Source organism: Leisingera sp. M523, from assembly GCF_025141335.1.
GTDB lineage: Bacteria > Pseudomonadota > Alphaproteobacteria > Rhodobacterales > Rhodobacteraceae > Leisingera.
In genome coordinates, this window is sequence record NZ_CP081036.1 from 2,825,001 (window position 1) to 2,848,622 (window position 23,622).

Below are 23,622 nucleotides of genomic sequence, written 5' to 3' on the forward strand. Positions count from 1 at the left end.
GGGTTCTAAGGTTAGACCAACAAACCCGCAAGCCAAAAAACAGCAAAAACCGAACTTTCCGCAGAGAAAAGATACAAACACAATAAAATCAACGACTTACACAGCGAAAAAGTCAGCAATCCTGACCCGGATGCTGCAGCCGCAAACACCGCAGAACACCCAAACCGCCCCAGCACCGGACTTACCCACAGAAAGCCCCCGCTTATCCACAGACCCGCCGCCCGGAATCACAGCAAATCACCCCTCCGGAAACGAGTCGCCCTACCCGGAACCGCAACAATCCAGACAAAAGACCCCTCCCCGCGTCTCCCCGGTCAAAAATACCCAGCCAAAAATCCGGCAATGCCAAAAAGAAAACAGCACATAACAAAAAGACGGCCACAAAGGGCCGCCTTTCTAGTCCAACGCTGATGACGCGGTCCTATTCATCCAGAACCTTGCGGGCGGCGCGGAAGCATTCCAGCGCTTGCGGAACACCGCAATAGATCCCGATCACATGAATGATCGCCCGGATCTCCTCTTTGGTGACACCGTTATTGATGGCACCGCGGCAGTGCAGCTCCCATTCGTGCATCTTGCCCAGCGCCCCGATCATCGACAGGTTCATCATCGAGCGGGTCTTGGCGTCAATGACATCATCACCCCAGCCGAAGCCCCAGCACCAGGCAGTCATTGCTTCCTGGAAGGGGCGGCTGAAATCATCCGCCGCGGCCAGATTGCTTTCGACGTATTCCGCGCCAAGGGTTGCCTTGCGCTGCTCCATGCCCTTCAGGAACAGGTCTTCGTCAAATGTACTCATCTCAGCCTCTCAATCTCATGGCGATGTTCTTGGTCTGCACGTAGTTCCACAGCGCCTCGCGGCCCTTTTCGCGGCCGTAGCCGGATTTGCCGTAGCCGCCAAAGGGGGTTTCGACCCCACCGGCATACCATTCGTTCACAAAGACCTGGCCTGCGCGGAGCTGGCGGGCGCAGCGGGTGGCGCGGTCCAGGTCGCGGGTGAAGACGCCGCCGACCAGCCCGTATTCGGTGCTGTTGGCGATCGCGATCGCCTCGGCATCGGATTGGAACTTGAGCACCGAGAGGACGGGGCCGAAGATTTCCTCGCTGGCGATGCTGTCGTTCGGAGTGATGCCGGACGCAACGGTTGGGGCCAGGAAGGCACCCGCATTGCCAACGGGCGTGCCACCGGTGGCAACGGTGGCACCCTCTGCCTGCGCCTGCTGGACGATGCCCAGGGCGCGGTCGCGCTGAGGCATCGAGACCATCGCACCCATATTGGCACCAAACTCCGGCCGGTCGATGCCGGGGCCGACGTTCAGGCTGCTGGCCACATTTACCGCGCGCTCGACCAGTTCATCATGGCGGCTTTCGTGCACGATCACCCGGCTCATGGCGCTGCACACCTGGCCTGCGTTGAAATAGATACCCCAGCGGATGTCATTCTCAAACGCGTCGAGGTCGGCGTCCTCATGCACGATGGCGGCGGATTTGCCGCCAAGCTCAAGCACGCAAGGGACCACATTCTGAGCCGCTGCGGTAGCGATACGGATGCCGGTGGGCACAGAGCCGGTGAAGACGATCTGGTTCACCTGGCTGTGACCGGAAAGTGCCGCGCCCGCTTCGTGGCCATAACCGCAGAGGATATTGACCGCGCCAGCCGGGAAACCGGCAGCCTCGGCCGCGCGGGCGAGCCAGGCATTGGTAAGCGGTGTCAGCTCAGGTGTCTTGATCACGCAAGCGTTGCCGGTGGCAAGTGCAGCCGACAGCGAACGCGCGGTCATCTCCACCGGGTAGTTCCAGGGGATGATCTGGGCAGAGACGCCCATCGGCTCATTCTCGGTCCAGTCGAAGTAACCGCCACCCAGCGGGATCGAGCGGCCTTCGACGGTGCTGGCCTGATTGCCGTAGTATTCGAAGTAGAGCGCGGCGCCCTCAACCTCGATCCGGGATTCCCAAAGCGGCTTGCCTTGCTCCAGTGTCAGGACACGGGCGATCTCGTCGAGATTGTCCAAGAGGTAGCGGCCCATCGCCTGCACCATGCGCCCGCGCGCAATCGGGCGCAGCGATGACAGCTCCCCTGACAGATGCAGCCGGCGGGCAGCCTGCACGGCGCGATCCACATCGGCGGCATCAGCCAGCGCCTGGCGGGCCAGCAGTTCGCCATTAGCCGGGTTGGTGACATCAATCCACCCTGCCCCGCCTGGCACCCAGGCGCCGTCGATGTAATTCAGCCATTCGGCATCAAGCTGTGTCATATTCGTTAGGTCCCTGCTGCAAGATCGTGGTCTGCCGCTTCACGCATCCACTTCTGAAGATGCAGGATTGAATGTTCCGAGTTCACTCCGCAAGAGGGATCAACCACCAAGGGTCCGGGAACATAGCCGCGGCTTTTGAGGCCGCGCTGCACGGACTCCACCAGGTGGATATCCTCCTCTACCGTGGTTGCCCGGTCCTGAACCGCCATCCGGCGCACGGTTTCATTGTCCTCGCCGCCGATGGAATACCAGCCGCGCCAAACCACCACGTGATCAGCGTCCACTGCCCGCCAGTGATAGGTGTTCAGCAGATTGCCCGGGTAGACCTGAAAGGAGAACATCGGCCAGAGGAACCAGCTGGAGTATTTCTCGTTGTTTTCAAAACCGGAATTGATGTCATAAGTCATCTGGTCCAGCGAATTGCACTCGGTGGTGTGGCGCAGGCAGTAACCCTGAGGCTGGATGTCATAGGTTTCCGGCTTGATCACCCCGGTGGAGAAGGTCGGGTGGTTCAAGCTGCAGTGGTAGCATTCAGAGTAGTTCTCAACGGAAACTTTCCAATTGCAGGCCTCCGGAATACCCACCCATTCCAGCGGCTTCAGGTCCGCCCAATTGGGGACAAAACTCTCCAGCTCAGCCCGCACATTCGGGAACCAGTCCTCCATCGGCCGCGCCTCCGGGTCGAGGTTCACAAAGATAAAGCCGAGGAAAACCTCGGTGCGGACTTCGGTCAGGCAAACCTTGGATTTGTCGAACCCCTGAACCGATTTGAGGTTCGGCCCGGCACGCAGCTGGCCGGTCAGCTCATAGGTCCAGGCGTGATAGGGGCAGACCACAACCCGCGTGGTACCGATCCCCGAGACAAGCTGATGGGCACGGTGCTGGCAGACATTATAAAAGGTGCGGATTTCGCCATCGCGCCCCTTGATGCTGAACAGGTTTTCGCCGGCCATCTCAAAGGCGAAATAGTCGCCGGTGTTTTCCAGCTGGCTGGCGTGGCCGGCAAACTGCCAGCTGCGCGCCAAAAGGCCCTTGCGCTCAGCCTCAAAGAGGACCGGGTCGATGTAATACCGCGCCTCAAGAGAATGGATCGGGGCTGCGTTCATTCAGGGTCCTCCGCGTAGATGCCAAGCTGGTGCCGGCGTTTGTGGAACTTCTCCACCCGCGCGACAATTTCCTCGCTGGAGACAGCAATCACAAAGGACAGCAGCGTTTCCAGAAAAGCGATAGTCGAGACGGATGAAGGAAAGAATTGCGGCGTATCCACTGCAACGACAAAACCATGATCCGCATTCAGGACCACCGGGCTGGCGGGGCTGTCGGAGACCCCGATAATGGCGACCCCCTGTTCGCGCGCGATCTGGACCGCCTCGATCACCTCGGCCCGGTAGGGCTTGCAGGTCATCGCGATCAGCACATCCTGGCCGTCCGCCCAAGCAAGGTCATCCACCGCCGTCGAGCCGGGCCGCGGGATGGCGTGGAATTGCTTCATGCCGGTTGAGGCAAGATAGGTGAAATTGCGGGCATTGGCGTTGTTGACGCCGACGCCCAGCGTGAACACCTGGCGGGAATTCCAAATCGCATGCGCTGCTGCCTCCAAAGCGCTGGCGTCGATCCCTGCAAAGGTGTCTTCGATATTGCGGATCGCAGCACCCGCCATATCGGCATAAAGCGCGCCCAGTTCACCGGACTTGGCCGTATCCTGCAGCCAGCGGGCGCGGTCGGGAAACGACACCCCGCCTTTGCGAATCGCCTCGCGGAAGGGGGCGCGGAAATCCTCATAGCCTTCAAAGCCCACCTGCCGCGCCATGCGGACAAAGGTGTTGGGCTTCACATTGGCCGCCCCGGCAATCTCGCGCACGGTGGAAACCCCGACATCCGCAGGATTTTCCAGCACATAGCGGGCCGCCTTCTGGGCCTCGGGGGTCAGCGCATCCCACTCTTCCGTGAGGCGCTCCAAAACAGTCAGTGATACATTTGTGCCATTCATGATTGACGATGGTACAAATATGGAATTAGCCTGTCGAGCAGAAAAGCGCATTGCAATCAGGAACAGCGAAATGGCTGAGAGAGAATTCCCGGCACAGGCTCGCGTGGTCATCGTGGGCGGCGGCGTGATGGGGGTGGGCCTGGCCTATCACCTGGCACATGAGGGTTGGGGTCCTGAGGTGGTTCTGCTGGAAAAGGCGGAGCTGACGTCCGGCTCGACCTGGCACGCGGCGGGGCAGATCACCCATTCCACCAGCTCCTTCGGCCTTGGCAAATGCGTCGACTACAACATTGGGCTCTATTCCGGGAAGCTGGAGGAAGAGACCGGCCAGGCGGTAACCTGGCACGGTTGCGGCTCCTTCCGCCTGGCCTATACCGAGGATGAAATGGACTGGCTGCGCCACACCCTGTCCGTCGGGCGCTCGCTGGGGTTCAACATCGAACTGGTTGGACCGGAAAAGGTCGCCGAGCAGCACCCCTTCTACAACCTCGACGGCGTTCTGGGCGCGCTGCACACCCCGGACGACGGCCACGTGGACCCTTCAGGCGTCACCATGGCACTGGCAGCAGGCGCCCGCCAGCTTGGTGCCCGCATCATCCGCCACTGCCGCGCAACAAATATCACCCAATCCGACAATGGCGAATGGATCGTGGAAACGGAAAAGGGCTCCATTGCTTGCGAGCATGTGGTCAATGCCGGCGGCACCTATGCCCGCCAGATGGGCGAATGGTCCGGGCTGCAGCTCCCGATGACCTCGATGACCCACCACTATTTCGTGACCGAACCGGTGCCGGAGTTCGAGGCGCTGGACAAGGAACTGCCGGTGATCCGCGACGACAGACAGGTTTCAGGCTACATCCGCATGGAGCAAAAGCGCGGGCTGATCGGGATCTACGAAAAGGAAGGCTCGAACTCGGTCTGGCACGACCACTGCCCCTGGGACTACGAAAACTGGCTGTTTGATGCCGATTACGACCGGGTGATGCCCTGGCTGGAGGAAAGCCTGAACCGGATGCCGGTCTTCGCCGACCTCGGCATCCAGCGCGAGGTGCACGGCGCGATCTCGCATCCCCCCGATGGCAACCCGCTGATCGGCCCGGCGCCGGGCGTCAAAAACTACTGGTGCTGCTGCGGCACCCAGATCGGCATCGGCTGGGGCCCGGGCCTGACCCGCGAGCTGGCCCGCTGGATGGTGCATGGCGCCGCCGATATCTCAATGCGCGAGTATGACCCGCGCCGTTTCGGCGCCTACGCCACCAAAGACTGGCAGGTGACCAAGGCGCATGAGGACTACAAGCTGCGCCACGAGATCCCCTTCCCGCATTTCAACCGCCTGGCGGGCCGCCCGATCAAACCCTCGCCGCTGTATGAACGGCTGAAGGAAAAGGGTGCAGTCTATGAGGAGGTCTTTGGCCACGAGCGCCCGCGCTGGTTTGCCAGGAACGGTGTGGAGCAACGCGACCACTATTCCTTCAAGCGCAACGAAGTGCACCATATGGTCGGCCTGGAGTGCAAGGCCGTGCGCGAGGGCGTCGGCATCATGGACATCTCCGCCTTCACCAAAGTCGAAGTTTCAGGCCCCGGCGCCGCCGCCCTGCTGGACCGGCTGACCGCCAACCGCCTGCCGCAAAAGCTCGGCGGCATTGCCCTCACCCACATGCTGAACCGCCGCGGCCGGATCGAGCTGGAAACCACCGTGGTGAAACTGGCGGAGGACAGCTACTACCTCGTCTGCGCCGCCTTCTTTGAACAGCGGCTGCTGGACCACCTGAACCAGAACCGCGCGGGTGAAGAGGTGGAAATCACAACGCTGTCCACCGATTGGGCTGCCATCGCTCTCAACGGCCCGAAAGCCCGCGAGGTCCTGGCCGCCTGCACCGATGCGGATCTTTCAAGCGCCGGTTTCAAATGGCTCACGGCGCAGCAGATCGAGGTGGCAGGCCACACACTCTGGGCCTTCCGTATGTCTTACGCGGGCGAGCTTGGCTGGGAATTGCACATCCCGCGCGGCAGCACCCTGGCCGTCTACGACGCGCTTTGGGCTGCGGGTGAGGCGCATGGCATTGCCGACTACGGCTCCTTCGCCATGAACGCGATGCGGATGGAAAAGGGCTTCAAGGGCGCAGGCGAACTCACCAACGAGGTCACCCTGGCCGAAGCGGATGTGCTGCGCTTTGCCCGCACCGACAAGGACTACCTGGGCAAGGACAAGACGCTGAATGATGCCGATAAGCCGTGGGTCTGCGCCTACCTGGAGATTGAACCGGACGGCGTTGAAGACGGCCACGGCGGCGAGGCCATCCTGCTGGACGGCCAGGTCGTGGGTTCCACCGCATCGGTTGCCTTTGGCCACACCGTCGGCAAGATCCTGGCCTTCGCCTATGTCAAACCGCACGCCAATGTGCCGGGCACGCAGATCGAAGTGATCGTTGCCGGAGAGCCGCGCAAGGGCCGGATCCTGGGCGCCCCCGCCTATGACCCCGAAAGCCTGCTGCCCCGTAGCGACGCGGAGCTCACTCCGGCAGAATGAGCAAACAACAGGCTCCCCTTCATTTATTTAAAAATACTCCGGGGGAGCCGAAGGCGGGGGCAGCGCCCCCCTCCCCATAGCCAAAAGGGAAACGCAAAAATGACCCTGCCCGACACAATGAAAGCGATGGTTCTGACCGGCCACGGCGGTCTGAACAAATACGAATGGCACCAGGACTGGCCGGTGCCGCAACCCGGCCCGATGGAGGTGCTGATCAAGGTCGGCGCCTGCGGACTGAACAACACCGATGTGAACACCCGCTCCGGCTGGTACTCCAAGTCCGTCAAAGGCGCCACCACCGGCGGCGCCTTTGACGAAGCGGACGAGGAAGACCCGAGCTGGGGCGGCCGCCCCCTCACCTTCCCGCGCATCCAGGGGGCCGACGCGGTTGGCGATGTGGTGGCCGTTGGCGACGGGGCCGACCCCGCGCTCATCGGCAAGCGTGTCATGGCCGGCGGCTGGGTCCGTGACTGGGACGATCCCGGCAACATGGACAAGGCCGGCTACTTCGGCTCCGAATGCGATGGCGGCTTTGCCGAATACACCAAGGCGGATGCGCGCGGTGTTGCGGTGGTCAACAGCCCCCTCAGCGATGCGGAGCTGGCCACTTTTTCCTGCTCTTATGTCACCGCCGAGGGCATGCTGAGCCGTGCCAATGTGGATGCGGATGACACCGTGCTGATCCCCGGCGCCTCGGGCGGGGTTGGCGGCGCGCTGATCCAGTTGGCCAAGCGCCGCGGCGCCAGGGTGATTGCCATGGCGTCTGAGGCCAAACATGCAGAGGTGGCCGGGCTTGGCCCCGACCTGATCCTGCCACGGTCGCCGGAAAACCTGCAGGCTGCACTTGGCGGCGAAAAGGTCACCGTGGTGGCCGATGTGGTCGGCGGCGCGGCCTGGCCCAAGCTGATCAGCGTGCTGGAGCGCGGCGGCCGCTACACCTGCTCCGGCGCGATTGCCGGACCGGTGGTCGAGCTGGACCTGCGCACCTTCTACCTGCGTGACCTGACATTCACCGGCTCCACCGTAACTCCGCACCGCAACTTCACCGACGTGGTCTCCTATATCGAAAAGGGCGAAATCAAACCGGCACTGGCCGCAGCCTATCCGCTGGCGGACTTGAAAGAGGCGCAGGCCGCCTTCATCGCCAAGAAGCACACCGGCAATATCGTGGTGCTCCCATGAGCCGGGCGCTGTTTGATAAGGCGCTGGAGGCGGCCAAGGCCTTCCATGCCGCCTTGCCAGCCGTGGCAAAGTTTCAGCCCTGGCCCAGCGACATCCGCTGGGCGGGCCGCGAGGGACATCAGGTTCCCGGCGCAGCACTGGTGCAATCCGACCCCGGTTATGCCGCCAAAGGCATCCCGGCAGAGGCTGAGGTGCGCGCCCTGCAGCAAGCGATCATTGCCCTGGCGCCGCATGCGGAATGGCGCCACACCTATACTGAAGAGGAAGTCGGCCAGGACTTTCTGCTGCGTTACGGCTGGTTTGAACTGGTTGGGCCAACGGGGCATTTCCATTCACTCCAAACGCGGATGACCATTGGCTATTGGGGCCCTGGACTGGACTATCCCTGGCACCAGCACGCCCCTGAAGAGCTTTATACCATCCTGTCCGGCAGCGCCGATTTCATGGCCAAGGGCGAAGAAGTCCGGCGGCTGGTTCCGGGTGACACCAAGATGCACGGGCCAAACCAGCCGCATGCGATGATCACCAACGAGCATCCGATCCTCTGCTTCGTCTTCTGGCGCGGCGAAGGGCTGGCGGATAACCCCGCCATGTCCCCGGACTGACCACAGGAGCGCCAGAGATGAAGATCACCTGTATCCGCATCTTCCAAACCGACCTGCCTTATGTTGGCGGCGCCTATGTCTGGGGCGCAGGCAATGCGATTGAAACCGCCACCGCCTCGGTGGTGGTGATCGACACCGACGCAGGCCTGCAGGGCTGCGGCGGGTTCACCCCTTGCGGCGAAAATTGCATCGCGGCGCACTCCGAAGGCGTGCCGCCACTGGCACTGCTGATAGCGCCCGGGCTGGGCGCGGTACTGGAGTTCGAATGTCCCGGCACGCCGGCAGCCGCGTTCGGAACTGCCAAATGACACACCCGGTCTATTCTGGCCGAAAATATCCCCGCCAGAGGCTCCCGCACTCTCAACAAGGACCGTTCCCCATGACCATCGCAGCCCAAGCCACCCAGATGATCGACGATACCCGCGTCCGCGTAACCCGTTTCGACTTTGTCCCCGGCGCGGAAACCGGCTGGCACACACATGCGATGGATTACGTGATCACCGCCGTCACCGACTGCCACATGCGGCTGGAGATGCCGGGCGGCAACGTACAAGAAGTCACTGTCCCCGCGGGGACAGCCTACCGCCGCGACGAGGGCGTCGAGCATAATGTCATCAACGCCGGAGACACCCCGATGAGTTTTGTGGAAGTGGAGCTGAAATGAAAATCACCCGGATCACCGTCTATCAGCTCGATATGCCGCTGACCGAGCCCTATTACCTTTCGGGCGGGCGACTGAAGTTCGAAAAGCTCGACAGCACGTTTGTGCGCATTGATACCGACGAGGGCATCTCGGGCTGGGGGGAAGGCTGCCCCTGGGGGCATACCTATCTGCCCGCACATGGGCCGGGGATTCGGGCCGGAATTGAAACGTTGGCACCGGCTCTGATCGGGCTGGACCCGCGCTGCCTGGATCACGTGAACCGGGTGATGGATGTGCAGCTGCCGGGACATCCGTATGTGAAGTCGCCGGTCGACATGGCCTGCTGGGATATTCTCGGCAAGGCTACAGGCCTGCCGCTGTGGCAGCTTCTGGGCGGGGCCGAGGCGGCGCCGGTACTGGTGAACTCCTCCATTTCCACCGGCAGTCCGGAAGAGATGCTGGCGCTGATCGCCCGTGCCGCGCAAAAGGGCTATACTGTGCATTCGGCCAAGGTCGGCGGCACTGACATTCGCCTCGACATCGACCGGATCGAAGCGATCTCGGAAGGCTTGCCCAAGGGCCACAAGGTGACCTTCGACGTAAACCGCGCCTGGCAGCCAGGGGTCGCGGTGGAGGTGCTGAACTCGGTCAAGGCCCGCGACTGGGTGGAGCAGCCCTGTGAAACGCTGGATCAATGCGCCCATGTGGCGTCGCGGGTCTCCAACCCGATCATGCTGGATGAATGCATGCATACGTTCGGTGATCACCTGGCGGCCTGGAAGCGTGGCGCCTGCGAGGGGGTAAAGGTGAAACCCAACCGCGTCGGCGGGCTGACCCGGGCGCGGCAGATCCGCGACTTTGGCGTCTCGGTGGGCTGGCAGATGCATATTGAGGATCTGGGCGGCTCGGCGCTGGCGGATACCGCGGCGATCCACCTGGCGGCCTCAACGCCGGAAGCCAACCGGCTGGCGAGCTGGCTTTGCCACTATCATCTGGACGTGGACCCGGTGCCCGGCCAGGGCGCGCGCAATGACGCAGGGGTAGCGGTGCCGCCCTCCCTGCCCGGCCTTGGTGTTACCCCGGAAGACGGCGCGCTAGGGGATCCGGTTGCGGTCTACGGAGGCTAACGCGATGCCCGCGCGCCTGTTACAGGAGCTGACACAGCTGGCGGCCCGGACCGAAGGGCTGGCGTGGTTTGCCGCGCGGATGCGGGACCTGCCGCTGATAGAGACTGAGCCGCACCGTCTGCCTGTGTGCAACAGGGTTGCCGAACTCGTTCATGCCGGGTCACAAAGCGGCCCTTCCCACGGCAGGAGCGATTGCGCGCCCCCGGCCGGACGCGACCCTCACGATTCGGCCTGCACGCTGCCGGTTGTTCAGGCTCTGGTTGATGCCCTCCACGCGCTGCGCTGGCAGCAGAGTTACACCAAGGCTGACGGCTTCTCCCGCGACTGGCTGGACAATTACGGCTGGGTCAATCTGGTCTCGCCCGAGGGGCTGTACCAAAGCGATGAAATGCGCCTGTCCATCGGCTACTGGGGTGCCGGGCAGCATTACGATGAACATTCGCACGCGCCCGAGGAAACCTATCTGATCCTCGCAGGCCAGGCCCGGTTTCATTCCGAAGGCCGCGCGGCACAGGATGCCGGGCCGGGAGACACCATCCACCACGCGCCGCATCAGAAACATGCCATTGATATGGTGCCGGGTCCGCTGCTGGCGGCGGCGTTCTGGCGCGGTGAAGATCTCTTGAAAAAATCCGACCTGGGAACACGCGAATGAAAATCACCCGGATATCCCTGTGGCATGTGCCGCTGACCAGCCACACCGCCTATTACATGGCCGAGGGCAAGACCTGCGGCACAGTCGAAAGCGTGGTGCTGGCGCTGGACACCGATACCGGCCTGACCGGCTGGGGCGAGGTCTGCCCGATCCCGCACTACCTGCCAGCCTATGCCCGCGGCGTGGTGCCTGCGATCAAGGAGATGGCGCCGGTTCTTCTGGGTGCCGATCCGGTGGGGCCAGAGGCGGTGATGGCGAAGCTGGACAGTTGGCTGCAGGGGCATGCCTATGCCAAATCAGCCATCGACATTGCTCTGTGGGACCTGACCGCGCAGGCGGCAAACCTGCCGCTTCATGCTCTGCTCGGCGGTCAGCGGCAGGCGGATATGCCGCTTTATCATTCAATCACCTGTGTTGCGCCCGAGGAGATGGCCCGCATTGCCTGCGAGGCGCAGGCCACCGGCATCACCCAATTTCAGGTGAAACTCGGCGCGGACCGGGACTGGCAGGCGGATGCAGCCCGTCTGCGGATGGTGCGCGAGGCGGTCGGCAGCGGGCCACTGGTCTATGGCGACTGGAACTGCGGTGCATCCTCGCTGGATGCCTCCCGCGTGGGCCGGGCTGTTGCAGATCTGGACATCATGCTGGAACAGCCCTGCGCCACCATCGAGGACTGCGCCCGGGTGCGCGCGTCTTGCGGCCTGCCGATGAAACTGGATGAAAACGCCCATGATACAGCTTCGCTGCTGGCAGGCCATGCGGCGGGCGTAATGGATGCGGTTGCCATCAAACTGTCGAAATTCGGCGGGCTGTCAGCCTCGCGCCGGGCGCGGGACTTGTGCCTGCATCTGGGCGCCAAGATGTGCATCGAGGACACCTGGGGCTCGGACATTACCACCGCTGCCCTGCTGCATTTGGGTGCGTCCACCGATCCGCTGCGGCTGATGAACGTCTGCGACCTGTCCTCCTACGTTAGCCCGCGGCTGGACCCGGCAGGTCCAGAGCGCCGCAATGGCCGCATCGCCCCGCCCGAAGGCCCTGGCCTTGGCGTGCGGCCTGACCGCAAGGGGCTGGGCGCTCCCGCAGCTGTGATCGAATAAATTTTGACTTCTTGGTCAAATTTCACCTAACTTCGGGCAACCCGGCCCTCAACAGGAATTGAAGACATGGAAAAGATCCTCTCCCAGGCTGAATGGACCGAACGGGCCCGCGCGGTGCTGCCCGCGGGCGGCTTTGGCAACTTCGACCCCGGTATCGTCATCCGCGAGGGCAAGGGTGCGCGTGTGTGGGATGAAGACGGCAAGGAGTACATCGACTATCTGATCGGCTCCGGTCCGATGATGCTGGGCCATGGCCACCCCGAGGTGATGGAGGCGGTGCTGGAACAGCTGCCGAAGGGTATGACCTTCTTTGCCAGCAACGCCCGCGGTATTGAGCTGGCCGAGGAAATCTGCCGCGCAGTACCCTGCGCCGAACAGCTGCGCTATGTCTCCACCGGCGGTGAGGCGGACATGTATGCGATCCGGTTGGCGCGGGCCTTCACCGGGCGCACCAAGATCGTGAAGTTTGAGGGCGGCTATCACGGCATGTCGGCAGAGGCGCAGATGAGCCTGGCGCCCTCGGTGCGGGTGAACTTTCCGCAAGCGGTGCCGGACAGTGCCGGAATCCCGCCGTCGGTCGCCGCCGAGGTGCTGGTGGCGCCGTTCAACGATTTTGAGTACATCAAGCAGCTGATGGCCGAGCACGGGCACGAGATTGCGGCGATCATCGCCGAACCGCTGCAGCGCATCGTGCCGCCGCTGCCGGGATTCCTGGAGCTGCTGTGCGAGGAGACCAGGGAACACGGCAGCCTGCTGATTTTTGACGAAGTGGTGACCGGGTTCCGTTCCACCTATGGCGGCGGGCAGGAGCTGTATGGCGTGACGCCGGATCTGGCGGCATTGGGCAAGGTGATCGGCGGCGGCTTCCCCCTGGCAGCCATCGTTGGCCGTGCCGATATCATGCAGCATTTCGACAAAGCGCAGGTCGGCGCCGAGGGCTGGCTGATGCAGCTGGGCACGCTGTCGGGCAATCCGGTGGCCGCAGCGGCGGGCCTCAAGACCATGGAAGTGCTGCGCCGCGAGGGCGCCTATGACCGGCTGAACGGCACCGGCAAGCGGCTGATGCAGGCAACCAGTGCGGCGCTGGAAGAGGCCGGAGTGCCGTTCCGGATCGTCGGGGAGCCTGCTCTGTTCGAAGTTGTGTTCACGGACAGCAAAGTCCGGGACTACCGCGATACCCAGGCGGGCAATGCGGAGCGTACCAGACGGTACAATGCGGTGCTGCGCGCGGAGGGCATCTTCAAGTCGCCAGGCAAGACCTACCCAAGCCTGGCCCTGACCGAAGAGGATCTGCAACAGACCGAAGCAGCCATCCGCAAGGCGGCAATGGCTCTGGACTGATCAAGGCGGTTTTTGCCAGGCTGCAAAACCCAGGTGTAACGGCGGGTCCTGCTGGCACCGCCGTTCATCGGTTCATGCCGCCCCCAGGCTTTCGGCCAGCTCCTGGATCTGGCGCCAGGTCTCCAGTGGCACCGCGATCCGCCCCTCTGAAGCAGCACGGTGGTTGCGTTCGCGCTCTCCTGGGATTTCTACCTGCTCAAATCCCGGTGCCGGCGGGCAGCTGCGCAGATCGGCCAGCACGTCTTCGGCCGCGGCCTGCATGGCCGGCGCGGCGCGGAACCGGGAGGTCTCCAGGGTGATCAGCAGCCAGTTGCATTCGGTTGTGGACGGCCCCAGCATCGCCTCGCCGATGAGTTCAGCCACCAGCGCCAGCGCATAGCCTTTTTGCGCGCCCGCAGGCAGGATGGCACCGCCCGCAAAATAATCTTCGGGATCGCGGGTCGGGTTGCCATTGCGGTCGATCACGCAGCCCTCTGGCAGCAGAGCGCCCGCGGATTGGGCAGCGTAGATCCAGCCGCCGGCAATTTTGGATGTCGCAAAGTCCAGCACCACCGGACCCTGCGCGCCGCCCGGGATGCCTGCACACCAGGGATTGGTCGGCAATTTGGCCTGCGCCCCGCCATGGGGCGCCACCTGGCGCCAGGTCTGCCGGTTGCCGCCGCCAATGCAGATGGTCAGGAAACCCTGCTCTGCCGCGATGTCGGCAAAGGCGCCATGGCGGCCAGTGTGACCCGCATGACGGATGGAAAGCGCCGAAATCCCGCGCTCCCGCGCCTCGGCGATGCCGGTTTCGTAGGCAAGCTGCATCGCCGGGATGCCAATGCCGCCGCCGCCCTCGACCCGCATCACACCGCAGCTGTCCCGGAATGCGCGCGCTGTGCCCTTGGGGTCAAGATAGCCGGACCGCGTTTGATTGGCATATTCCAGCACCCGCATGACGCCGTGGCTTTCCACGCCGCACAGGCTGGTGTCGGCCAAATGATGCGCCACCTGCACCGAGACTTCAGGGCTGTACCCCAGGTTGGTAAAAATTCTACGGATCAGGCCTTCCGCCTCAGCCGCTTCGACGGATGTGCGGCTCCCCTGCAGGGTAAGCTTGGAAGCTGGTGATTGCATCAACGCATGCGCCCCCAGCAGGGTATTGGGCCCTGGCTGCTGTGTGAAAGCGACTGATCTGCCATGCCGCGTACTCCGTCCCCCCTGCCTGCACCAATCACTCTACCGCCGTGCAGCAGCGGGAAAAGAAGGTAAAAAGAACAATCCATGCTGCAAGGATTGTTATCCCGTCTCACCAGATTGCCGCGCTTCAAGCCACTAAGCGCAACCTTGGGCATGCACGGGCGGCGCAGGAGCGATAGGAGTCCTGAACTGGACAGCCACCGGGATCAGGCCCTGGCAGCGGTGACGATAAATTCGACCAGAAAATCCTCGCGGGCCAGCTTTGCCTCGCCGCAGGCACGCGCCGGAGCATGGCCTTCGGGAACCCAGGCGTCCCAAACTGCGTTCATCCCGGCAAAATCCTTCATGTCGGCAAGCCAGATCACCGTCTGCAGAATGCGGGTCTTGCTGCTGCCAGCCTCGGCCAGCAGCGCGTCGATCTTGTCCAGGCAATCCTGGGTTTGCTGCGCGACGCTGGCACCGGCTGTGCCGACTTGGCCTGCCAGATAGATAGTATCTCCGTGGGTCACGATCTGGCTCATGCGCTGGCCGGTGTGTTTGCGGGTAATATCAGTCATCATATTATCTCCCTTGCACTGAATGGAACGTTTTACGCTTGTGCGCCCGGTTACTGGGTCAGCAGCCAGTCAGCCCCCGACGGGCAAAACCTGCGCCGGACCTGCTTGGGGTCCTGGCTGTCCTTAAGAAAGGCCTGATGCTGCAAGAGCAGGCAATCACCCTCCTTGCCGGCCACCCGGACCTCGCCATGTGCGCCACTGTCCGGGTTGGTCCATTCGGCCCGCTTGCCAGTGCCGACCTGCGCCTCGGCCAGCAGAGACTGTTCGGCCTGGCGCATGATATTGGTGTCCTGCGGCGTCAGCCCTGACGTGGCCAGAATGCGGCTGAGCGGGTTGGCCGCGGCGGGTGCTGCAGCAAATGCTGCCAGCGCCAGAATTCCGATTAGTCGCATTTGAATACTCCTGCCTGAAAGAAACCGGCCTGATGCCCAGTAAGGCGCAACCGGAGGGCAATGTCCATGCAGCAGCCTGTCTTCTGGTCAGGAGAACTTGCGGAACAGGCGGGTCATATCGAACAGCTCATCCAGGCGGTCGTAGCGGTCCTTGGTCTTGTCCCAGCTTTCTTCCTGGGTGGCGGCGATCATCGCCTCCAAGAGCATCATGGTGGAGATGTTGGAGTCCCAGGCGGAAGGGATCTCGACCCAGCAGTTGAAGGTATGTTCGGCAACCGACGCAATCGGGCTGGCCCATTGATCCGTGATCAAAACAATCTTCACCCCGCGTTCGGAGGCGAGTTCGGCCAAGCGCTGCAGGTTGGTTTCATAACGGCGCACATCGAACAGCAGCAGGGTGTCGCCCTCAACCATGTCCAGCACGTAGTGCGGCCAGGTCGCGGAGGAAGACGTCATATGGGTGACCCGCTGCCGGATCGCCTGAAAATGGGTAAAGGCGTAATCTGCCAGCGCCCGGGTGATGCGGCCGCCAACCACATAAAGCCGCCCCTCGGTGTTTGACAGCTGATGCACCGCCGCATCGAACTGTGCGGTGTCGATGTTGGAAAACGTCTGTTGCAGGTTGTCGGTCACAGCCTGTGCAAATCTGTTCAGCAGGTGGCCCTCGGGCGCCTCGGTCGCCCAATTGTCCCGCCGCTTGGTCGGACCGGAGACTTTGGCCTCCAGTTCCTTCAGCAGTGCCTGATGGAATTGCGGATACCCTTTGAAGCCCAGTTTCTGCACCATCCGCGCCACGGTCGGTGTCGAGACATCAGCATTGCTGGCCACAATGGTGATCGAAGCCAATCCTGCCGCAGGGTAATTTTCCAGCAGCAGATTTGCGAACTTGCGTTCGGACTGGGTGAGCGCGGAATAGCTCTCGCGGATCAACTCACGAACGGTGGCTGGCGGTTTCGTCAACGGGGCATTCCTGCTTTGAACAGACACTTTCCTATCCGGGTCCGGCCTGAAAAGAAAGTTTCAGGAATCTCTGTGCGAAACCGGTCATGAAAAGATATTGACACAAATATCTCTTCATGGAAAGATTTTTCCAAATCGCAGGGGGGCAACATATGCGAGAGAGCGATTCTCACGCTCAAGCGGAGACAGTGGAGGTGGTGAACCGTGAGGGCGCCAGCCCGGTTCTGCTGCTGTGCGAGCACGCCTCCAGCAACATCCCCGCACGCTATGACGGGCTGGGACTGCGGGATCAGGACCGGCTGAGCCACGCCGCCTGGGACCCGGGTGCGCGGGCCATTGCTCTGCATATATCTAAGGCCCTGAATGCACCGCTGGTGGCCAGCACCGTGTCGCGGCTGGTGTACGACTGCAACCGCCCGCCCGAAGCGGCCTCGGCGATGCCAGAGAAATCCGAACTGGTCGAGGTGCCCGGCAACAAAGACCTGACAGCCGCCCAGCGGCAGGAGCGTACGGACACGGTCTATGCCCCGTTCTGCAGCACTGTCACCGAGATCATCAAGGCCCGCAAGGATGCCGGGCTGCAAACCGTTCTGGTCACCATGCACAGCTTTACCCCGGTCTATTACGGCGAAAACCGCGCGGTCGAAATCGGCATCCTGCACGACGCCGACAGCCGCCTGGCTGACGCCATGCTGGCCGCGGCCCCTGCCCTGCCGCACCGCCGGGTGGAGCGCAATGAACCCTATGGCCCGGCGGATGGCGTCACCCATTCTCTGAAGATCCACGGGCTGGCACACGGGCTGGCCAATGTAATGATCGAAATCCGCAACGATCTGGTGACCACGCCGGAAGAAGAAGAGGCCATGGCAGAAGAAATGCTGACATTGCTGCGCCCGGCCCTGGCCGCGCTGGCGGCGGAAGGGGGCTTTGGTGCCTAAAGTAATAAGGGCCTATGTGCGCGGCATTGACGCGATGAACCGTTTCATCGGCCGCTTTGCCATGTATCTGATCTTTGCCCTGATCGGGGTGCTGTTGTGGTCGTCGGTGTCCAAGACTTTTTTCAACCCCTCACACTGGACGCTGGAGACGGCGCAGTTCGTGATGGTGGCCTATTACATACTGGGCGGGCCCTATTCGATCCAAATGGGGTCAAACGTGCGGATGGACCTGTTTTACGGCGGCTGGTCGACGAAAACCAAGGCGCTGGTCGATGCTTTCACCGTGCTGTTCCTGATCAGCTACCTTGCAATCCTGATGTACGGCGCGCTCAGCTCTACGGCCTATTCACTGGGGTATTTCGGAATAGAACCCGTGCAGTTCTTCTGGGACCTGCTGAAAACGCTGCTGAGCGAAGGCCCCGCCGCTGCGGGCGAAAAGCTCGGCTATCTCGAGCGCAGTTCCACCGCCTGGCGCCCCTTCCTGTGGCCTGTAAAAACCATCCTCTGCTTCGGTGTCTTTCTGATGCTGCTGCAATGCCTTGCCGAATTGTTCCGGGATATCGGACGCCTGCGCGGAGTTGAAATCTGATGTCCTACGAATGGATTGCTATCGTCATGTTTGCCGGCATGATGCTGATGCTGATGACCGGCCAAAGGGTGTTTGGCGCAATCGGCTTTGTCGGTGCGGTTGCGGGCATGCTTTTGTGGGGCACCGGCGGGGTCGAGATCCCGTTCTCTGCGGCAATGAAGCTGATGAAATGGTATCCGCTGCTGACCCTGCCGATGTTCATTTTCATGGGCTATGTGCTGTCGGAATCAAAGATCGCCGATGATCTGTACCGGATGTTCCACGTGTGGATGGGGCCGGTGAAAGGCGGGCTCGCCATCGGCACGATCGGTCTGATGGTATTGATCTCGGCGATGAACGGCCTGTCGGTCGCAGGCATGGCAATTGGTGCCACCATTGCGCTGCCTGAACTGCTGCGCCGCGGCTATGACAAGATCCTGGTGACCGGCACCATTCAGGCCGGCTCCTCGCTGGGTATCCTGGTGCCGCCCTCGGTGGTGCTGGTGCTTTATGCGATGATTGCACGCCAGCCGGTGGGCCAGCTGTGGCTGGCAGGCGTGATCCCCGGCCTGCTGATGGCTACCATGTTCATCATCTACATCTATGTCCGCTCCCGCATGCAGCCCGACCTGGGTCCTGCCATGCACCCCGAGGATCTGGCCGAGTATGAGCAGATCACCGACCACCCGCTTCGCCTGAACTACATCGTGCTGGGCGCGCTGGTGCTGGTGCCGCTGCTGATCAAGACTGGAACGTTGGAAGCCAAACCCGCGCTTGGCCTGGCGCTGGCCCTGGGCGCATTGTCCTTCCTGACCCGCAAGAACACCCTGTTCTACAAAGACGTGTTCATGAAGGAGAAGTACCGCCTGCTGTTCTCCGGCGTGCTGCCGCTGGCGATCTTTGCCGCGATGATGGTTCCGTTCGTGAACGGCTGGACCTCGCTGGTGGAAAGCTCGGCCATCGGTGCCATGACGGCCTTCATCGCCGCGGTGCTGAAGGGGCGGATGACCAAGGAGGTGTTTGAGACTTCGGTGCGCTCTACCCTTGGCATCTCCTGCATGTTCATGTGGATCATCCTCGCCGCCCTGGCCTTCGGGGCAATCTTTGACGGCCTCGGCGCGGTCAAGGCCATCGAAGACCTGTTCACCACCAAGCTGGGCCTGTCCCCTTGGATGATCCTGATCCTGATGCAGCTGAGCTTCATCATCATGGGCACCTTCCTGGACGACACCGCAATGCTGGTGATCGTGGCGCCGCTTTACGTGCCGCTGGTGGGGGCGCTTGGGTTTGATCTGATTTGGTACGGGGTGCTTTATACCATCACCACCCAGATCGCCTATATGACACCGCCTTTCGGCTATAACCTGTTCCTGATGCGGGCGATGGCGCCGCCGGAAATCGGGCTGAAGGACATCTATGTCTCGATCATCCCCTTTGCCGCAGTGATGGTGCTGGCCCTGGCCCTGATCATGGTCTTCCCGCAAATCGCCCTGTGGCTGCCGGACTATGTCTACGGAAAATAACCAAGGAAGAGTCCCGCCAAGGGGCCGGATATTTCAACAAGGAGTGAGTATAATGACAACAAGACGTAAGTTTCTGAAGACCGCCGGCGTTGGCGCCATGGCGGCACCGCTGGCCACCCCGGCCCTGGCCCAGTCCACCATCAAATGGCGGATGCAGACCTATGCCGGTGCGGCGCTGGGTGAGCATGTGATCAAACCCGCCATCGACATGTTCAACAAGATCGCCGGCGACCGGATGCAGATCGAACTCTACTACGCCGATCAGCTGGTCCCCACCGGCGAGCTGTTCCGCGCCATGCAGCGCGGCACCATCGACGCGGTGCAGTCGGATGACGACTCGATGGCCTCGCCCACCGAGGTCACCGTGTTCGGCGGCTACTTCCCCTTCGCCTCGCGCTACTCGCTGGACGTGCCAGTGCTGTTCAACCAGTACGGCCTGAACGAGATCTGGGACGCGGAATATTCCAAGGTCGGCGTCAAGCATATCTCGGCCGGTGCCTGGGACCCCTGCCACTTTGCCACCAAGGATCCGATCAACTCATTGGCGGACCTGAAGGGCAAGCGCGTCTTCACCTTCCCGACTGCCGGCCGCTTCCTGTCGCAGTTCGGCGTTGTGCCGGTCACCCTGCCCTGGGAAGACATCGAGGTCGCAGTGCAGACCGGCGAGCTGGACGGCATCGCCTGGTCCGGCATCACCGAGGACTACACCGTCGGCTGGTCCAAGGTCACCGACTACTTCCTGACCAACAACATCTCCGGCGCCTGGGCCGGGTCGTTCTTTGCCAACCAGGGCCGCTGGAATGAACTGCCCGAAGACCTGCAGACCCTGTTCCGCGTTTGCTGCGACCAGTCGCATTATTACCGCCAGTGGTGGTATTGGGGCGGTGAAGCCAACCTGCGCGTCAACGGCAGCGACATGAAGCTGACCACCATTCCCGATGACGAATGGGCACAGGTCGAAGACGCCGCAGTGAAGTTCTGGGACGAGATCGCGGCCGAGTCCGAGACCAAGGCAAAGGTTGTCGAGATCTTCAAGAAGTACAACGCCGACATGCAAAAGGCGGGCCGCCCCTACCGCTACGGCTAAGGGACGGGCAAACAAAACGGAACTTGGCCTGCCGCGCAGCGGGCCAAATTCCTTACCCAAGGAATTTGCCAAAACTTTTGAGGAAAAGTTTTGGCCCAAGCACGCAAAGGGCTGCTCATGCTCTCCTTCGAAGATTTGAAATCCCAGGTTTCTTCGGGCCTGGTCGACACGGTTCTGGTGTGTCTTGTGGACATGCAAGGGCGGCTGATGGGCAAACGCTTCCACGCCAAGCATTTTGTTGCCGGAGCCTGGGAAGAGACCCATTGCTGCAACTACTTGCTGGCGACAGACCTGGAGATGGCGACGCCGGACGGCTATGCTTCAACCAGCTGGGAAAACGGCTATGGCGACTATGTGATGAAGCCGGACCTGGCGACCCTGCGCCCGGTGCCGTGGCTGGAGGGCACGGTGATGGTGCTGTGCGATGTGCTGGATCACCACACGCATGAAGAGGTTTCACACTCCCCCCGCGCGATCCTGAAACGCCAGGTAAACCGGCTTAAGGCGATGGGCTATGACGCCATGTGCGCCACCGAGCTGGAGTTTTTCCTGTTCGAGAAGAGCTTTGACGAGATCCGCAAGTCCGGTTTTCGCGACCTGGCGCCGATCTCGGGCTACAACGAGGATTACAACATCCTGCAGACCACCCGTGAAGAGCATGTGATGCGTCCGATCCGCAACCACCTGTGGGACGCGGGCTTGCCGATCGAGAACTCCAAAGGTGAGGCGGAGACCGGCCAGGAAGAGCTCAACATCAAATACGCCGCGGCGATGGACACTGCAGAATACCACACGATCGCCAAACACGCGGTGAAGGAAATCGCCCACCAGCAGGGCCATGCGGTGACCTTCCTGCCGAAATGGAGCCACGATAAGGTCGGCTCATCCAGCCATGTGCATCAGTCGCTATGGCAGGACGGCAAGCCCGCGTTTCATGATCCGTCGGATGAGCTGGGCATGTCGCCGCTGATGAAGGCCTACATGGGTGGCCTGCTGAAATACGCGCCCGATTACACTGCCTTCATGGCGCCCTATATCAACAGCTACAAACGCTTCATGAAGGGCACCTTTGCGCCGACACGGATCATCTGGTCGGTGGACAACCGCACCGCCGGCTACCGCCTGTGCGGCGACGGGACCAAGGCGATCCGGGTGGAGTGCCGCATTCCGGGCTCTGACATGAACCCCTATCTGGCGATGGCGGGCATGCTGGCGGCGGGCATTGCCGGGATCGAAGAAGGGCTGGAGCTGCAGCCCCCGTCAAAAGGCGATGTCTACCAGGGTGACACGGGCATGATCCCGGGCACACTGCGCGATGCCGCAGCGGCGCTGAAAGGCTCGGCGATGCTGCGTTCCGCCCTTGGCGACGATGTGGTCGACCATTATGTACGCGCCGCCGAGGTGGAGATCGAGGAGTTTGACCGCGTGGTTACCGACTACGAGATCGCGCGCGGCTTCGAGCGGGCGTGATCCGGCCCCGGCGGACCGGGGGCCAGCCCCCTGACCCCCGAGGTATTTTTGACCAGAAAGAAGCAGGGGCGGCAGTGCCCCTTGGAATGGAGTTGATGGCATGGGCCAGACACTGAAGTGCATCTCGCCGATCGACGGATCGGTTTTTGCCGAACGCGAAACCCTATCGCGCGAGGCGGCTTTTGACGCGGTGGCGCGCGCCCGCGCGGCCCAAACCGCCTGGGCCGCACGCTCCCTGCAGGAGCGGATCGGCCTGGTGATGGCAGGCGTCGCTGCCGTTGGCGCGATGAACGATGAAATCGTGCCGGAACTGGCCCATATGATGGGCCGCCCGGTGCGTTACGGCGGCGAATTCGGCGGCTTTAACGAACGTGCCTCGCATATGGCGAAGATTGCTATGGGATCGCTGGCTGATATAGAGGTTGGCGAGGACGCCACCTTCAAACGCTATATCAAGCGTGTTCCGCATGGGGTCGTGCTTGTCGTGGCGCCCTGGAATTACCCCTATATGACCGCAATCAACACTGTGGCCCCTGCCCTGATCACAGGCAACGCGGTAGTGCTGAAGCACGCCACCCAGACGCTGCTGGCAGGCGAGCGCATGGCGCAGGCTTTTGCTTCGGCGGGTGTGCCTGCGGATGTGTTCCAGAATGTCTTTTTGGACCATGACACCACTTCGGCGCTGATTGCGGAGAAGGCGTTCAACTTCGTGAACTTCACCGGCTCGGTGGGCGGCGGCCAGGCGATGGAACGTGCGGCGGCAGGCACCTTTGTGGGCGTCGGCACTGAGCTGGGCGGCAAGGATCCGGGCTATGTGATGGAAGACGCCGATCTGGATGCGGCGGTGGACACACTGATCGACGGGGCGATGTTCAACTCCGGCCAGTGCTGCTGCGGCATCGAGCGGATCTATGTGCATGAAAGCCTTTTTGATGCCTTCCTGGAGAAGGCCATTGCCATCGTCAAAGGCTACAAGCTGGGCAATCCGCTGGAGGCGGAGACCACCATCGGGCCAATGGCCAATGTGCGCTTTGCTGGTGAGGTACGCAGCCAGATCGCCGAGGCCGTGGAGGCAGGTGCGGTGGCCCATATCGAAACCCTGCCGGAGGATGACGGCGGCGCCTACCTGACGCCGCAGATCCTGACCGGTGTGACCCACGGGATGCGGGTGATGCGCGAGGAAAGCTTTGGCCCGGTCGTCGGCATCATGAAGGTACAGTCGGACGACGAAGCCATTGCGCTGATGAACGACAGCAACTTCGGTCTCACCGCCTCGCTCTGGACCCGTGATCTGGAGCGGGCGCAAGCGGTCGGCGACCGGATCGAGACCGGTACCGTGTTCATGAACCGCGCCGATTACCTGGATCCCGGCCTGTGCTGGACCGGTTGCAAAGATACCGGGCGCGGCGGCGGGCTGTCGGTCATCGGCTATCACAATCTGACCCGCCCGAAGTCTTACCACCTGAAAAAGGTAACCGGCTAAGGGCGGCCCCGCCCGCCCTGGCGTCTCCTCCGCGGGG

At 62.3% G+C, this 23,622-nt stretch carries 23 protein-coding genes; 15 read left to right on the forward strand and 8 right to left on the reverse strand.

Going from position 1 to position 23,622, the window contains the following annotated elements:
* Window positions 1-421: 421 nt before the first annotated feature.
* Genes K3557_RS13890 through K3557_RS13905 form a run of 4 tightly spaced genes read right to left on the reverse strand, consistent with a single transcriptional unit; the run spans window position 422 to window position 4,245 of the window.
* Window positions 422-799, reverse strand: a complete 378-nt coding sequence (locus K3557_RS13890) for a carboxymuconolactone decarboxylase family protein (protein ID WP_259990388.1) — start codon at window positions 797-799, stop codon at window positions 422-424.
* 1 nt (window position 800) lies between these two features.
* The gene (locus K3557_RS13895; RefSeq protein ID WP_259994594.1) at window positions 801-2,255 is read right to left on the reverse strand and encodes an aldehyde dehydrogenase family protein; all 1,455 of its coding nucleotides are present in this window, start codon (window positions 2,253-2,255) and stop codon (window positions 801-803) included.
* Window positions 2,256-2,260: 5 nt separating this feature from the next.
* Entirely contained in the window at window positions 2,261-3,361 is a 1,101-nt protein-coding gene (locus tag K3557_RS13900) for an aromatic ring-hydroxylating dioxygenase subunit alpha (RefSeq protein ID WP_259994595.1), read from the reverse strand.
* On the reverse strand, window positions 3,358-4,245 hold the full coding sequence (locus K3557_RS13905; RefSeq protein WP_259990382.1) for a MurR/RpiR family transcriptional regulator: 888 nt from the start codon (window positions 4,243-4,245) through the stop codon (window positions 3,358-3,360). Before K3557_RS13905 ends, K3557_RS13900 begins: the two co-directional genes overlap by 4 nt.
* A gap of 70 nt (window positions 4,246-4,315) precedes the next feature.
* Here K3557_RS13905 and K3557_RS13910 point away from each other — a divergent pair, with 70 nt between their 5' ends.
* The 9 genes from K3557_RS13910 to K3557_RS13950 all read left to right on the forward strand — a co-directional run bounded on the left by K3557_RS13910 (window position 4,316) and on the right by K3557_RS13950 (window position 13,428).
* Complete coding sequence (locus tag K3557_RS13910) at window positions 4,316-6,775, forward strand: FAD-dependent oxidoreductase (protein ID WP_259994596.1); 2,460 nt, start codon at window positions 4,316-4,318, stop codon at window positions 6,773-6,775.
* Between the two features lie 99 nt (window positions 6,776-6,874).
* The gene (locus K3557_RS13915; RefSeq protein ID WP_259994597.1) at window positions 6,875-7,957 is read left to right on the forward strand and encodes an alcohol dehydrogenase family protein; all 1,083 of its coding nucleotides are present in this window, start codon (window positions 6,875-6,877) and stop codon (window positions 7,955-7,957) included.
* Complete coding sequence (locus K3557_RS13920) at window positions 7,954-8,562, forward strand: dimethylsulfonioproprionate lyase family protein (RefSeq protein ID WP_259994598.1); 609 nt, start codon at window positions 7,954-7,956, stop codon at window positions 8,560-8,562. The genes K3557_RS13915 and K3557_RS13920 overlap by 4 nt, the downstream gene beginning before the upstream one ends.
* 17 nt (window positions 8,563-8,579) lie before the next feature.
* Window positions 8,580-8,870 (forward strand): hypothetical protein, encoded by a 291-nt coding sequence (locus K3557_RS13925; protein ID WP_259994599.1) that lies wholly within the window; start codon window positions 8,580-8,582, stop codon window positions 8,868-8,870.
* A gap of 71 nt (window positions 8,871-8,941) precedes the next feature.
* On the forward strand, window positions 8,942-9,226 hold the full coding sequence (locus K3557_RS13930) for a cupin domain-containing protein (RefSeq protein ID WP_259994600.1): 285 nt from the start codon (window positions 8,942-8,944) through the stop codon (window positions 9,224-9,226).
* Window positions 9,223-10,332 carry a mandelate racemase/muconate lactonizing enzyme family protein gene (locus tag K3557_RS13935; protein ID WP_259994601.1) on the forward strand — a complete coding sequence of 370 codons (1,110 nt, stop codon included), beginning with the start codon at window positions 9,223-9,225 and terminating at the stop codon, window positions 10,330-10,332. Before K3557_RS13930 ends, K3557_RS13935 begins: the two co-directional genes overlap by 4 nt.
* Window positions 10,333-10,336: 4 nt before the next feature.
* A complete protein-coding gene (locus K3557_RS13940) occupies window positions 10,337-10,987 on the forward strand; it encodes a dimethylsulfonioproprionate lyase family protein (protein ID WP_259994603.1) in 651 nt (216 codons plus the stop codon).
* Entirely contained in the window at window positions 10,984-12,087 is a 1,104-nt protein-coding gene (locus K3557_RS13945; protein WP_259994604.1) for a mandelate racemase/muconate lactonizing enzyme family protein, read from the forward strand. Before K3557_RS13940 ends, K3557_RS13945 begins: the two co-directional genes overlap by 4 nt.
* A 66-nt stretch (window positions 12,088-12,153) precedes the next feature.
* On the forward strand, window positions 12,154-13,428 hold the full coding sequence (locus K3557_RS13950; protein WP_259994605.1) for an aspartate aminotransferase family protein: 1,275 nt from the start codon (window positions 12,154-12,156) through the stop codon (window positions 13,426-13,428).
* Window positions 13,429-13,500: 72 nt separating this feature from the next.
* Here K3557_RS13950 and K3557_RS13955 read toward each other — a convergent pair whose 3' ends face one another.
* The 4 genes from K3557_RS13955 to K3557_RS13970 form a co-directional block, all read right to left on the reverse strand.
* Window positions 13,501-14,544: an Ldh family oxidoreductase gene (locus K3557_RS13955; RefSeq protein ID WP_259994606.1), complete on the reverse strand. Its 1,044-nt coding sequence runs from the start codon at window positions 14,542-14,544 to the stop codon at window positions 13,501-13,503.
* A gap of 269 nt (window positions 14,545-14,813) precedes the next feature.
* Window positions 14,814-15,164, reverse strand: coding sequence for a RidA family protein (locus tag K3557_RS13960; RefSeq protein ID WP_259994607.1), 351 nt, complete (start codon window positions 15,162-15,164; stop codon window positions 14,814-14,816).
* 50 nt (window positions 15,165-15,214) lie between these two features.
* Window positions 15,215-15,556 carry a hypothetical protein gene (locus tag K3557_RS13965; RefSeq protein ID WP_259994608.1) on the reverse strand — a complete coding sequence of 114 codons (342 nt, stop codon included), beginning with the start codon at window positions 15,554-15,556 and terminating at the stop codon, window positions 15,215-15,217.
* A gap of 87 nt (window positions 15,557-15,643) precedes the next feature.
* Window positions 15,644-16,516 (reverse strand): MurR/RpiR family transcriptional regulator, encoded by an 873-nt coding sequence (locus K3557_RS13970; RefSeq protein ID WP_259990361.1) that lies wholly within the window; start codon window positions 16,514-16,516, stop codon window positions 15,644-15,646.
* 152 nt (window positions 16,517-16,668) lie between these two features.
* Between K3557_RS13970 and K3557_RS13975 the strand changes: the two genes are divergently transcribed.
* The 6 genes from K3557_RS13975 (at window position 16,669) to K3557_RS14000 (ending at window position 23,585) form a co-directional block, all read left to right on the forward strand.
* The gene (locus K3557_RS13975) at window positions 16,669-17,454 is read left to right on the forward strand and encodes an N-formylglutamate amidohydrolase (RefSeq protein WP_259994609.1); all 786 of its coding nucleotides are present in this window, start codon (window positions 16,669-16,671) and stop codon (window positions 17,452-17,454) included.
* Complete coding sequence (locus K3557_RS13980; protein WP_259994610.1) at window positions 17,447-18,043, forward strand: TRAP transporter small permease subunit; 597 nt, start codon at window positions 17,447-17,449, stop codon at window positions 18,041-18,043. The genes K3557_RS13975 and K3557_RS13980 overlap by 8 nt, the downstream gene beginning before the upstream one ends.
* Entirely contained in the window at window positions 18,043-19,545 is a 1,503-nt protein-coding gene (locus tag K3557_RS13985) for a TRAP transporter large permease subunit (RefSeq protein ID WP_259994611.1), read from the forward strand. The genes K3557_RS13980 and K3557_RS13985 overlap by 1 nt, the downstream gene beginning before the upstream one ends.
* A 52-nt stretch (window positions 19,546-19,597) precedes the next feature.
* Complete coding sequence (locus tag K3557_RS13990) at window positions 19,598-20,632, forward strand: TRAP transporter substrate-binding protein (RefSeq protein ID WP_129369951.1); 1,035 nt, start codon at window positions 19,598-19,600, stop codon at window positions 20,630-20,632.
* A 117-nt stretch (window positions 20,633-20,749) separates the two neighbouring features.
* Window positions 20,750-22,102 (forward strand): glutamine synthetase family protein, encoded by a 1,353-nt coding sequence (locus tag K3557_RS13995; RefSeq protein ID WP_259994612.1) that lies wholly within the window; start codon window positions 20,750-20,752, stop codon window positions 22,100-22,102.
* Window positions 22,103-22,202: 100 nt separating this feature from the next.
* Window positions 22,203-23,585 carry an aldehyde dehydrogenase family protein gene (locus K3557_RS14000; RefSeq protein WP_259994613.1) on the forward strand — a complete coding sequence of 461 codons (1,383 nt, stop codon included), beginning with the start codon at window positions 22,203-22,205 and terminating at the stop codon, window positions 23,583-23,585.
* Window positions 23,586-23,622 lie beyond the last annotated feature (37 nt).